We start from the raw sequence: 12,091 nt of genomic DNA, 5'->3' as shown, positions 1-12,091 counted from the left end.
AATTCAATTTGGTTTAAAGCTGTTGTGTTTTTTTGTGGACAATAAAAGGATAAACCAAATAATAAAAAGAGATAACACCCAGTGTAAAAAGGATGATAAAACTGCTAAGCCAATTGGGCATATCAATAGAGTATCTCGTTATAAAACCTTCCAGAAATCCTGCGCTTATTGTAAAAGGAAATGTACTGAGAAAGATTTTAAAACTGTTTTTGAAACCTATTTTAAATGAATTTGCTCTCGAAAAAGTTTTAGGGAATAAAATAGAGGCTCCTAAAATGAATCCGGCGGCAGTTTCAATAACAATGGCAAAAATTTCCATAGCACCATGAATCCAGATTCCGCGCACACTTTTCCAGAAGACATTTTGTTCAAAAAAAAAGTATTGAAAAGCGCCCAGCATGATACCGTTTTGAGAGGAAATATAAAAAGTGCCAATTCCTCCAAAAAGTCCCCAAATATAACATCTGGCACCTACATAAAGGTTGTTCATGGTAATCCCGACAAAACTTCCCCAGTTGCTTCCTGATCCGTAAACCGCCATTGGATTTCCTTTTTTGATGTTGTCTAAAGTCATGTTTACATAACCATCACCTAAAATTAACCGGACAAAATCATGGTCATATCTGGCAGAAATCACACCAATGGCAACGGTTGCAAAAAACAGAACAAATGCATAGAGCAAATACCTCCTGTAATCGTAAACCAGAAGTGGTACTTCGGTTTTAAAAAATTCAAAAAATCTGTTTTTTTCAGCTCGTTTGGTTTTGTAAATCTTTTGATAAATCTGTGATGCGAGGTGATTTAAGTAAATAACCGTTTTACTTTTTGGATAATACGTTTGCGCATACGACAGATCATTCATCATTTGAATGTACAAATTAGCTAACTCATCAGGATTTTTTTTAGCTTTACCAAAAATAGCCAGTTCAAATTCCAGCCATTTTTCTTTATTTTGTTTTATGAATGCAACTTCTCTCATTGAGGGCTAAAATATAAAATATGTCAGAATTATCTATAACCACAACACAAAATGTTAAAATAAATTTTATCACCGCTTCTGCAGGCGAGAGAATTGGTTCATATTTTATCGATTTAGTGATTAAAATAGCCTATGGGATAGTGGTTTACCTGATTTTTTTCAATTGGCTCAATCTGGATTTTTTATTTAAAAATTTAGATGAGTGGTCTGTAGGCACAATTCTTTTAGGGTTTTATTTTCCCGTTATGATTTATTCCCTTACTCTTGAAAGCATTTTTGAAGGACAGACGATAGGAAAAAAACTAGTTAAAATAAAAGTGGTTAAAATTGACGGGTATCAGGCTGGCTTTGGAGATTATTTGATGCGCTGGTTTTTTAGGCTGATAGATATTTCGATTCTTAACGGAGTTATAGCTTTGATTGCTGTAGTTTCAAGTAAAAAAGGGCAGAGACTGGGTGATATGGTGGCAGGTACTTCAGTAATCACTTTAAAAAATAAAATTGATATCAGCCATACGATTTTAGAAGAAATAGAAGAAACCTATGTGCCAACCTATCCTCTCGTTATTAAATTGTCAGACAATGATATGCGTATCATAAAGGAAACATTTTTGAGGGCTGAAGCGAAAAATGATTACGAGATTATTTATAAGTTAGTTCATAAAATTGAAAATGTAACCGGAATCAAAAATCAGTCCATCGGAGATCCAACAGGTTTTATCCGTACTGTTTTGAAAGATTATAATTTCTATACTCAGAATATGTAAAATTGCAATATCAATGACAATGACAATTTTTAAAAAAATAATCTTTAAAACTTACCTAATCAAAATCTTAGAGCTTTATAATGATGTTCAACCTGTTAGATATTATTGGTACAATGGCGTTTGCGATGTCAGGAGCTTTAACGGCCATGCATAAAAAACTGGATCCGTTTGGTGTTTTTATCATAGCCTTTGTTACGGCAGTTGGTGGCGGGACACTTCGTGATGTCCTGATAGGAAGAACTCCCGTGACCTGGATGCTGGATTTAAAATATGTGTATGTAATTATTTTAGGGTTTATTTTGGCAATTCTTTTCAGGAAAAAATTTGATAAACTTCGTACCTCACTATTTTTATTTGACACCATCGGCTTGGGAGTTTTTACCTTAATCGGACTTGAAAAAGGCATTACAATTGGTCTGCATCCGGTCATTTGTATTGCATTAGGAACAATGACCGCTTGTTTTGGCGGGGTAATTCGGGATATTTTATGTACTGAAATCCCAACCATTTTCAGACGGGAAATTTATGCCACGATTTGTATTTTTGGCGGAATTGTATTTTTTGCATTGCGAAGTTTAGATTTAGATAATGATATTTTATATTTAACGACTTCAGTTGTTATAATTTCGGTGCGTTTGATTGCTGTAAAATTCAAGTGGTATTTGCCGGCATTCGATCATAAATAAATAGTAAATTGAATAAATATACCGTAAAAAAATATACCGAAAACGATTATAAAAAATGGAATGACTTTATTGCTCAGGCCAAAAATGCCACGTTTCTGTTTCATCGGGATTTTATGGAATATCATAAAGATCGTTTTGAAGATTATTCTTTAATGGTTTTTGAAGAAGAAAAACTCGTTGCTGTTATGCCGGCTAATGTATCAGGAAAAATACTATATTCACATCAGGGACTGACTTATGGAGGGTTAGTGTTTTCTTCTAAATTCAAAGCAGAAAAAGTAGAATTGATTTTAGATGAAATTTTATTTTTTCTAAAAAAAAATGCAATTCATACTTTTTACTATAAACCAGTTCCTTGTTTTTATTTTTCGAAAGGGAATCAGGAAATAGATTACTTTTTAATTAAGAAAGGCGCTTTGTTAGAGAAAAAGGAAATGAATCTGGCAGTGAATTTGACAATTCCATTAGAAATATCCAAAAGTAAACTGAAACATTTCAGAAGAATCGAAAATCTTCATTTAGAAATTATTGAAGAACAAAATCTGTATCCTTTTTGGGAAGAAGTTTTAGAGCCAAGATTAGCAGAAAAACATAATGCAAGGCCTGTTCATACAAAAGAAGAAATTACATTATTGAAGAAAAGTTTTCCTGAAAATATTAGACAGTTTTCAATTTATAATGAAAGTGAAATTATTGCCGGAATAACTGTCTTTGAGACAGAAAAGATTGTGAAGTCGCAATACGGAGCTACTACAAAAAAAGGAGAAGAAGTAAGAGCGCTGGATTTTTTATTTATTAATTTAATAGAAAAATACAAAAGCGAAGGAAAATATTTTTTTGATATGGGTATTGTAGGTGATGACAGTAAAAAAGGATATAATGCTGGGCTTTTAAAACAAAAAGAAGAGTTAGGCTGTTCAGTCTATAATCAGGATTTTTATAAAATAAGTGTTAAATGATAAAATTTCTGGATTTAAAAAAAATAAATGAACCATACGAAACTGGTTTTCATGACAAACTGAAATCAATGTTGGACAATGGCTGGTATATTTTAGGGAAAGAAGTCGAAACATTTGAAAAATCTTTCGCTGCATATTGCAATTCAAAATATTGTATTGGTGTAGGGAATGGTTTTGATGCTTTGGTATTGATTTTTAAAGGATACATTCAATTAGGAAAACTTCAAAAAGGAGATGAAGTAATTGTTCCGGCAAATACCTATATTGCAAGCATTCTGGCTGTTTTAGAAGCTGATTTGATTCCGGTGTTAGTGGAGCCAAGATTAGAAACTTATAATATAAATCCTGATTTGATTTTAGAAAAAATCACTTCAAAAACCCAGGCTATTCTGGTGGTTCATCTTTATGGGCAATTAGCAGAAATGGATCAGATTAATGCAATTGCCCATCAAAATAACTTATTGGTAATTGAGGATGCTGCTCAGGCACACGGAGCTGTTTTAGCCGAAAGCCGAAAGCCGAAAGCGGAAAAAAAATCAGGGAACTTGTCAAATGCTGCTGCTTTTAGTTTTTATCCCGGAAAGAATTTAGGCGCTTTAGGCGATGGAGGAGCAGTTACAACAAATGACAATGAATTGGCAAAAACAATTCAATCGCTTAGGAATTATGGCTCAGAAGCCAAATATCAAAATAAATATATTGGTGTAAATTCAAGACTGGATGAACTTCAGGCCGCTTTTCTGAATGCAAAATTACCTAATTTGGATCCTGAAAACAACAGACGAAGAGCAATTGCCAAACGTTATTTGGAAGAAATAAAAAACGAGAAGATTCAGCTGCCGGTTTGGGGTTTTTCGTCAAACCACGTTTTTCATTTGTTTGTTATTCGAACCGAAAGCAGAGATCATTTACAGCAATATTTATTAGAAAACGGAGTTCAGACAATGATCCATTATCCGATTCCGCCACACAAACAAAAAGCATTTTCAGATTGGAATAATTTGTGTTTTCCAATTTCTGAAAAAATACATAATGAAATTTTAAGTCTGCCAATGAGTCCTGTAATGACTGAAGATGAGATAAGTTTTGTAATTGAGATCTTAAATAAATACTAAGTGGATTTTTTAAGAAAAGCAATACAAAGCAATCTGTTTAAAATTACATCTATAAATAGTTTGAGTATATTATTAAAACTAGGAATAGGTTTAATAACGTCTAAATTACTCGCTGTTTTTGTTGGGCCTGGCGGAATGGCTCTGATGGGTAATCTACGTAATTTTATAAGTTCAGCTGAGGGTGTTTCTACATTAGGATTTCAAAATGGTATTATAAAGTATATAGGTGAAAATGAGAACAATCAAAAAGAGTTAGAAAAGATAATTAGCACACTATTGATTAGCTTTTTAGTTGTTGCTTTTTGTTTAAGTATATTGATTTTTACCTTTTCAGATTATTTTTGTTATAAAATTTTTGGGAACAATTTTCGATATGCAATCATATTAAATGTGGTTGGATTAGTTTTACCCTGGAACGCCATTTCGATATTGTTTATATCAATTTTAAATGGTTTAAGCAAGTATAAAAAAGTGATCTATGCTAATGTTATTGCTAATTTTTTATGCATGTTACTTTCTGTTGTACTAATATATTATTTTAGGACAATTGGTGCACTTTTTTCAATTGTTTTTGTTCCAGTTATTTTAGTTTTGGTAACCACCTTTTATTTACCTAAAGAAATTAAAAGTTTTAGGATTTTAAAATTTCACAAATTTGATTTTAATATTTTAAAAAACTTTTTTTCTTTTTCTTTAATGGTTCTCCCACCAACAATACTAAGTCCAATTTTTAAATTGAAAACAAGAAATTTTTTGATCGAGAATGTTGGATTAGATCAATCTGGTTTTTGGGAGGCTATTACAAAAATTTCTAACTTATATTTACTATTTGTCAGTACAATAGTGAGTATTTATTTTTATCCTCAATTAATAAAAGCTACTGAGGCAGTTGAAATAAAAAAAATAATTTGGAGTTTTTATAAATTTATTCTTCCTGTTTTTATTTTAGGAACGTTTTTAATTTATTTTTCACGATTTATAATTGTCAAAGCATTATTTACAGAGGAGTTTTTACCTGTTGCTGAATTGTTTTTTGGACAATTAATAGCTGATGTATTTGGAGTTTGTGGTTTGATTTTAGCTTTCTTGTTAATTGCCCAAAAAAGGACTTTCCACTATATAATCATTGAGGTTTTGGCCATATTCCTTTTATATTTTTCAAGTATTTTTTGTATAAAAATGTTCGGTATTCAAGGGGTTTTAATTGGTCAGTGTCTTGAAGCGTCAGTATATTTAATTGTATTATTAGTATATTTTAGAAAATATTTATTTTAAAATTATGATTCAGGATTTGCTTGTAACAGTTTTTGTACCAGTATATAATGGAGAAAAGTATTTGAACGAAACCTTAACTTCGATCAAAAATCAAACCTACATCAATATTGAAGTTTTGCTGGTCGATGACTCTTCTACTGATGGGAGTAAAATTATTTTAGATAAGTTTGCAAATGATGATGATAGATTTAAAGTTTTTACCAAAAAAAACGGTGGAATGGCAGCTGCTTCCTGGAACTTTATTATGCCTGAAATAAAAGGTGATTATGTGTTCTATTCTTCTCAGGATGATATTTTTTCATTAGATCTAATTGAAAAAATGGTTCAAAAACAAAAAGAGACTAATGCAGATAGTGTACTTCCTGACATGGAGTTTTATTTTGAAAACAAATCTAACAATAAAAAAATAATTGGTTTTAACGGCAATAGGAATGTTGTTTTAAGTGGAAAAGAGGCGTGTATAGCATCATTAAATTGGAGTATTCATGGATTTCCATTAACCAAAACTAGTTTGTTGCTAAACGAGTTTTTTTTTGAAGATGCTTTTGATACAGACGAATTTATAAGCCGGAAATTGTTTCTGAATAGTAATAAAGTTGTTTTTTGTGAAGGAATGTTTTATTACAGACAAGATAATTTGCAAGCTATAACTAAAACATTTACAGCTAAAAACTTTTATACTTTAAATACTTTATTCAGACTTTTTAATTTACTTAAAGAGAACAATTTTGATAAAAGCCATATTGTAAGCATTCAATATTTAATACTTACCAGATATTTACAATTATCATCTAAATTTCAATTTTATGATTTTGAAACTGAAATTGATAAAGAGCAAGTAAAGTCCTACTTATTAGATTTCAAAAAAAATCAATTAAATATTTTTTTTTATTTTTTTACTTTTAGCCATGCCATACTTTCAATGAGATTAAGATATGTCTTGCTGATAATTGTTTTTAAAGTACCTGTTTTATTTGATCTTATGATGAGATTTAATGCAAAAAAATAAAAATTATAATGAAAGTATCAATTAATTGGGTAAACTCATCAGTTTTTATAACCTAATATAACTAGATTCGTTTAAGTAACTTTTACTAATTGTGTTCTAAATTCAACCATATATGAAAATTCTTTTATTAGGCGAGTACAGTAACCTTCATTCTACATTGGCAGATGGTCTTAGATTATTGGGACATGATGTTACAGTAGCTTCTGATGGGTGTAAATGGATGGAAAACGACAGGGATATTAATTTAGCACGACCAGGATATGATTTATATAATTCGATTAAATATCTTATAAACTTAAAAGAGACTTTTAAAAAATTTGTTGGGTATGATGTCGTCCAAATAAAAAGCCCCTCTTTTTTAGATTTGAAGATTAAAAGAAATCTTGAATTTTATCGATTTTTAAAAAAGAATAATGCAAAAGTCTTTTTAGGGGCATTTGGAACTGATTATTTTTGGGAGAAAATATGTTTAGAAAATAAAGTACTTAGATATTCCGATTTATTTATTGGGGAAAAGCCTTTGGATATATATAAATGTGAATGGACAGAAAGCCAATTTAAAGATGCAAATATAGAAATTGCAGAAACTTGTAACGGTATAGTATCTTGCTTATATGAATATTATAAGGCCTATGAGCCATACTACAAAAATAAAGTAGCCTATATTCCATTGCCTATTAACACTGACTTACTACAGTATCAGCAAAAAGGAATTCAGGAAGATAAAATCAAGTTTTTTATTGGTATTCAAAAACTTAAATCCAAATTAAAAGGAACTGATTTACTTCTGGAGGAATTAATGAAAATTCAGGAAGCTTATCCAAAAGAGGTTTTGGTGAATAAAGTTACTTCCTTACCCTGGGCCAAGTATGTGAAAATTATGTCAGGATCTGATGTACTATTGGATCAGCTTTATTCTTATACTCCTGCAATGAATGGCTTAATCGGCATGTCTCAGGGATTGGTTTTGGTGGGCGGTGGAGAACCGGAAATGTATGAGTTGTTGAATGAGCATAATAATCATCCAATTGTTAATGTATTTCCATCAAAAGAAGATATTTACAATAAGTTAGAAGACCTGGTACAAAACAAAAAGAGTATTCCTGAAATTTCAGCAAATAGTAGAAAATTTGTCGAAAAGCATCATAATTATGTACTAGTAGCTCAGCAATATGTTGATTTTTGGAATAGTAAATGAGTATTACTTAGACATTATTTAAACCGCTTAATATTACTTGTATGTTTTTCTGTTGGTATGTTTTGATTTTTGCTTTCAAAAAAACATATATTTGTGATTATATATTATAAAATGGGAAAAGCTTTTACGGAAAATGATATTGAGATTTTGATTTCTACAATGAATCAGAAAAGCCTTGATTTTTTATTTCCAATGTTTCCGTCAAAACACTTCTCCAACTACAATATCCTTATAATTAACCAGTCTAAAACCACCACTTTATCATCTGAATTTCCTTCAGTCAGAGTAATTAATACCTCTGGTTTAGGCTTGTCAAAGAGTCGGAATTCAGCAATAGATAATGCCATTGGAAAAATTCTAATAATAGCGGATGATGATGTGATCTATCAGAATAATTTTATTGAAAAAATTATCACAGCATATAATAAGTTCGATAAAGCAACTGTAATAAATTTCTGTGCAGTCAAAGAAAAAGGAGTTAGTATAAAAAAATACCCTGGAGTTTCGAAACCACAGTTAAACGCTTTTGAAATTTTCAATATTAGTTCTATTGAAATGACAATAAATAAAGAAAAATTAGATTCAGTAGGAATTAGATTCGACGAAAATTTTGGTTTAGGGAGCAGCTTTGAATTAGGAGAAGAAGCCGTTTTTTTATTTGATTTAAAAGATAAAAATGAACAAATAGCTTTTGAAAATCAGGTAATTGTAAAGCATGAAGGTTTGACGTCTTCTAATAAAATAGACAGCCTGCGTAAATATTATATTTATGGGGCAATATTAAGAAGAATTTTAATAACCAATTATCCATTTTGGCTGATGACAAAGCTCTTCTTTGATATAAAGCAAAAAAGGTTAAAAATTAGTTCTTTTTTTAAAGCAATTTATAATGCGAATAAAGGGCGAAAAGCAATTGAAGTCATGAATTATGGAAGATAACAAGAGTAAAATAAATCTGATTTCACTTCCTAAAATTGAAGATCGTAGAGGAAATCTTTCCGTAATAGAAAATGATACCGTTCCTTTTGATATTAAAAGGGTTTATTATGTGTATGATATTCCTAGTGGAGCAGAACGTGGAGGTCATTCGCATAAAGATTTGCAGGAGTTTCTGGTAGCGATATCCGGAAGCTTTGATGTTGTTTTGAATGATGGCATTTCAGAAAGAGTTGTGACATTAAACAAACCTAATATTGGTTTATTAATTCCAACAGGTATTTGGAGAGAATTAAAGGATTTTTCCTCAGGAGCAGTGTGCTTGGTAGTTGCTTCTGATGTTTACATCGAAGACGATTATATTAGAAATTTTGATGAATTTATATGTTCAAAAAAAGCTACTGATAAATAGAAAAATTAAAACCATATCTTCTTAAAAGCTTTTTTGTTTTTAACAAAAAAATCAGCATAAACCGAGGTAAAGAGTATATTATTTTGGTTTTAAAAGAAATATTTTCTTTTGAAATATTCTTAAACAATTCTTTTGATTTTTTATTCTCTCCGGCAATTTTATATTGCAGTGCGTATTCTATTCGATAAATATCTAGATATTTTTTTAGGCTTGGATTATTTTCCTCCAATGGTTTATAGTCATTAAAATCTTTTAACTTTTTGTCTAGTATCGGGGTTTTAGAAAGACTGTTTTCGATGTAATGCAAGTAAGATGCTGTAACTTTATTGCTTATTGCAACAAGATATTTTGACGCAATCCGAATCCACATATCGACATCCTGCCCGCTCGATATAGCAGGTTTAAAGCAGCCTGTTTCTTTAAATACATATTTAGGGATTACGATGGAAGATGATGTAGAAATTGGATAAGTTAAGCTGGATTCAAAATAATCTGAAACAATACCTTCAAAATTTGTAGAAATTCCATTAAATTTTGGAATGTAATTTTTTCCATTATTAAATACTAAATTATAACGCGAGGCATATATTCCTGCATTTGGAAAATTCTGAATTAAAGTTTTTAATGTTTCTAAATGATTAGCCATCCACAAATCATCTGCATCCAAAAAAGCAATATAATTACAATTTGCTTTTTCAATTCCAAGATTTCTTGCTACTGATGCACCTTGATTTTTTTGGTTGTAAAGCTGTATACGGCTGTCGTTAAACCCTAATACCTTAATTTCGCTATTGTCCGTAGATCCGTCGTTGATAATAATAATTTCGTAATCTGTAAAAGTCTGGTTGAGAACACTATTTAAAGTGCTTTCAATATAATTCGCTTTGTTGTATAGTGGAATAACAATAGAGAAAAATGCCATAATAGATTATCTTTTTAAAGTGCAATAATAACCTAATTTATAGACATCGAATAGGATTAATGAAGGATTTTCAGAAAGTAGATTAGTTGTAATTAGGGATTCCAATTTTTTAAAAATATAAGAAGTTAATGTAACAAGCATAAATTTCTGTAATAAATTATAAGCAGAGACAATTTTACTGTCATCAGGATTTATAATTTTGGAATCAATGATAAATGCTAAATTTTCCAAAGCTATTTTTGTTTTTTCAATGAAAACAGCCGAAGTTTCCAAATTCAGATGAAAAGTTGGATTTTCTATATGGCAGACTTGAATGTTTTTTGCTTCTAAATCAGCGAGGAAACATAAATCTTCATAACCATATTTTGTTATTGAATCATCAAAAGAATTCTTTATAAAAAGTTCTTTATGGATCAGTAAATTAGAGGTTAATGCGCGATTATTTGGTTTTTCTTTTCTTACTTTTAAAGAAAGGGATTCCCTCTTATTTCCATAAACCCAACGAAGAAGTTTTTCCTTTTCCGGTTTTTCCGGTTTATATTTTATGCCTCCAAAAACTATTGCATGTTCTGGATCTTTGGCACTTAGGATATACTTTTTTATAAAATCATTTTGCGTAGGGAATGTATCACAATCTAAAATAAGTAACCAATTATATTTTGCCTTTTCAGCTAGTAAATTGATGTTTTTCCCTCTTCCAAGGTTATAATTGTTTACAAAAAAACAGCAGCTTTTAATTGTATTTATATTTTGATTTTCAATGTTTAATATAGAAAAAGAAGCATCATCCTGAACCAGAATTTCATAATCAATTCCTAAACAATCAGCTTGCTCCTTAAGTTCTAAAACCAGAGGAACAGCATTATAATTATAAGCAGGAATAAGTATGGAAAGCATCTAAAACCGATTTTTTAATATATTTGTAAAGGAAATATTTTTTATTAAACATCCCATAGTTTAGTGTAAATTTGATTTCAAATTTCTGAAAAATAAATGAAATGAGTTTAAGGTCTGTTTATTATTCGCTTACACCTAAATCCCGGTTGCTGATTAGAAAATTATACTATTATCCGGTAGATATTCTGGATGGTATTCTGGGAAAGAAAAATAAATATGTTCCGAATAAAGGAGATATTTTTATTGGATCAGGTGATTTCTTAGCACAGGGAAAGCATCATCTGGAACTTTTAATAATATGCAGAGCTTAACGAAAACCATTCAGTACTCGATATTGGTTGTGGGATAGGAAGAGCTGCTGTTGCATTGACTCAATATTTATCTAAACAAGCTAAATATGAAGGTTTTGATGTTGTTGAAAAAGGAATAATATGGTGTAAAAAACATATTACGAAAGACTTTCCAAATTTTAATTTTCAATATATTCCCTTAAATAATGATTTGTATCATTTTACAGATCAAAAAGCGGAGGAATTTGTATTTCCCTATGAAAATAATTCTTTTGATACTATTTTTCTATTTTCAGTTTTTACACATATGCAGCCTTTAGAAGTACAAAATTACTTCAATGAAATTCAAAGGGTTTTGAAGACTGGAGGAAAATGTCTTGGCACTTTCTTTTTATATGATGACAAAAATGAAGAAGTGATTTCAAGTAAACAAAATCAATTTTCCTTATAAAAGAGAAAATTTCAGGTTGATGAATGAAAAAGTGCCTTCTGCTAATATCGCTTTCAATGAAAAGTATATTGACGAAATGATAAAAATTGCGAGTCTAAAACTAGAAAATAAAATATACGGAAATTGGTCAAAAAGAACCTGTGAAGGGCTGTTTGATTTTCAGGATATTTTAGTGTTTAAAAAAGAGTAGAGGGA

The 12,091-nt window shown here is 30.1% G+C and carries 15 protein-coding genes; 12 read left to right on the top strand and 3 right to left on the bottom strand.

From position 1 onward, the window contains the following. Nucleotides 1-13 precede the first annotated feature (13 nt). The gene (locus tag ACNC7R_RS16060; protein ID WP_417942062.1) at nt 14-979 is read right to left on the bottom strand and encodes a stage II sporulation protein M; all 966 of its coding nucleotides are present in this window, start codon (nt 977-979) and stop codon (nt 14-16) included. Between the two features lie 20 nt (nt 980-999). Between ACNC7R_RS16060 and ACNC7R_RS16055 the strand changes: the two genes are divergently transcribed. From ACNC7R_RS16055 to ACNC7R_RS16015, 9 genes are all read left to right on the top strand, one after another. Then, nucleotides 1,000-1,746 carry an RDD family protein gene (locus ACNC7R_RS16055; RefSeq protein WP_417942061.1) on the top strand — a complete coding sequence of 249 codons (747 nt, stop codon included), beginning with the start codon at nt 1,000-1,002 and terminating at the stop codon, nt 1,744-1,746. Between the two features lie 83 nt (nt 1,747-1,829). Then, nucleotides 1,830-2,432, top strand: coding sequence for a trimeric intracellular cation channel family protein (locus ACNC7R_RS16050; RefSeq protein ID WP_417943185.1), 603 nt, complete (start codon nt 1,830-1,832; stop codon nt 2,430-2,432). 8 nt (nt 2,433-2,440) lie between these two features. After that, on the top strand, nt 2,441-3,391 hold the full coding sequence (locus tag ACNC7R_RS16045; protein ID WP_417942060.1) for a FemAB family protein: 951 nt from the start codon (nt 2,441-2,443) through the stop codon (nt 3,389-3,391). Then, nucleotides 3,388-4,506, top strand: coding sequence for a DegT/DnrJ/EryC1/StrS family aminotransferase (locus ACNC7R_RS16040; protein ID WP_417942059.1), 1,119 nt, complete (start codon nt 3,388-3,390; stop codon nt 4,504-4,506). The genes ACNC7R_RS16045 and ACNC7R_RS16040 overlap by 4 nt, the downstream gene beginning before the upstream one ends. Then, a complete protein-coding gene (locus ACNC7R_RS16035; RefSeq protein ID WP_417942058.1) occupies nt 4,507-5,781 on the top strand; it encodes an O-antigen translocase in 1,275 nt (424 codons plus the stop codon). A gap of 4 nt (nt 5,782-5,785) precedes the next feature. Next, entirely contained in the window at nt 5,786-6,790 is a 1,005-nt protein-coding gene (locus ACNC7R_RS16030; RefSeq protein ID WP_417942057.1) for a glycosyltransferase family 2 protein, read from the top strand. Between the two features lie 112 nt (nt 6,791-6,902). Further along, entirely contained in the window at nt 6,903-7,988 is a 1,086-nt protein-coding gene (locus ACNC7R_RS16025; RefSeq protein WP_417942056.1) for a hypothetical protein, read from the top strand. Nucleotides 7,989-8,099: 111 nt separating this feature from the next. Beyond that, complete coding sequence (locus tag ACNC7R_RS16020) at nt 8,100-8,927, top strand: glycosyltransferase family 2 protein (protein WP_417942055.1); 828 nt, start codon at nt 8,100-8,102, stop codon at nt 8,925-8,927. Further along, complete coding sequence (locus ACNC7R_RS16015) at nt 8,917-9,336, top strand: sugar 3,4-ketoisomerase (RefSeq protein WP_417942054.1); 420 nt, start codon at nt 8,917-8,919, stop codon at nt 9,334-9,336. The genes ACNC7R_RS16020 and ACNC7R_RS16015 overlap by 11 nt, the downstream gene beginning before the upstream one ends. Here the strand turns inward: ACNC7R_RS16015 and ACNC7R_RS16010 are convergent. Beyond that, nucleotides 9,323-10,258 carry a glycosyltransferase family 2 protein gene (locus ACNC7R_RS16010; protein ID WP_417942053.1) on the bottom strand — a complete coding sequence of 312 codons (936 nt, stop codon included), beginning with the start codon at nt 10,256-10,258 and terminating at the stop codon, nt 9,323-9,325. The genes ACNC7R_RS16015 and ACNC7R_RS16010 overlap by 14 nt on opposite strands. Nucleotides 10,259-10,264: 6 nt before the next feature. Next, complete coding sequence (locus ACNC7R_RS16005) at nt 10,265-11,155, bottom strand: glycosyltransferase family 2 protein (RefSeq protein ID WP_417942052.1); 891 nt, start codon at nt 11,153-11,155, stop codon at nt 10,265-10,267. A 101-nt stretch (nt 11,156-11,256) separates the two neighbouring features. Here ACNC7R_RS16005 and ACNC7R_RS16000 point away from each other — a divergent pair, with 101 nt between their 5' ends. From ACNC7R_RS16000 to ACNC7R_RS15990, 3 genes are read left to right on the top strand one after another with little or no spacing between them, the layout of a single operon-like run. Continuing rightward, nucleotides 11,257-11,466, top strand: coding sequence for a hypothetical protein (locus tag ACNC7R_RS16000; RefSeq protein WP_417942051.1), 210 nt, complete (start codon nt 11,257-11,259; stop codon nt 11,464-11,466). A 22-nt stretch (nt 11,467-11,488) separates the two neighbouring features. Continuing rightward, nucleotides 11,489-11,896, top strand: a complete 408-nt coding sequence (locus ACNC7R_RS15995) for a class I SAM-dependent methyltransferase (RefSeq protein WP_417943184.1) — start codon at nt 11,489-11,491, stop codon at nt 11,894-11,896. 19 nt (nt 11,897-11,915) lie between these two features. Beyond that, a complete protein-coding gene (locus tag ACNC7R_RS15990) occupies nt 11,916-12,086 on the top strand; it encodes a hypothetical protein (RefSeq protein ID WP_417942050.1) in 171 nt (56 codons plus the stop codon). Nucleotides 12,087-12,091: the final 5 nt, after the last annotated feature.

It is taken from the genome of Flavobacterium adiutor (assembly GCF_048282555.1).
Classification (GTDB): domain Bacteria; phylum Bacteroidota; class Bacteroidia; order Flavobacteriales; family Flavobacteriaceae; genus Flavobacterium.
Note: the sequence above shows the minus strand (reverse complement) of the source record. Positions and strands in the feature narration are given on the sequence as shown.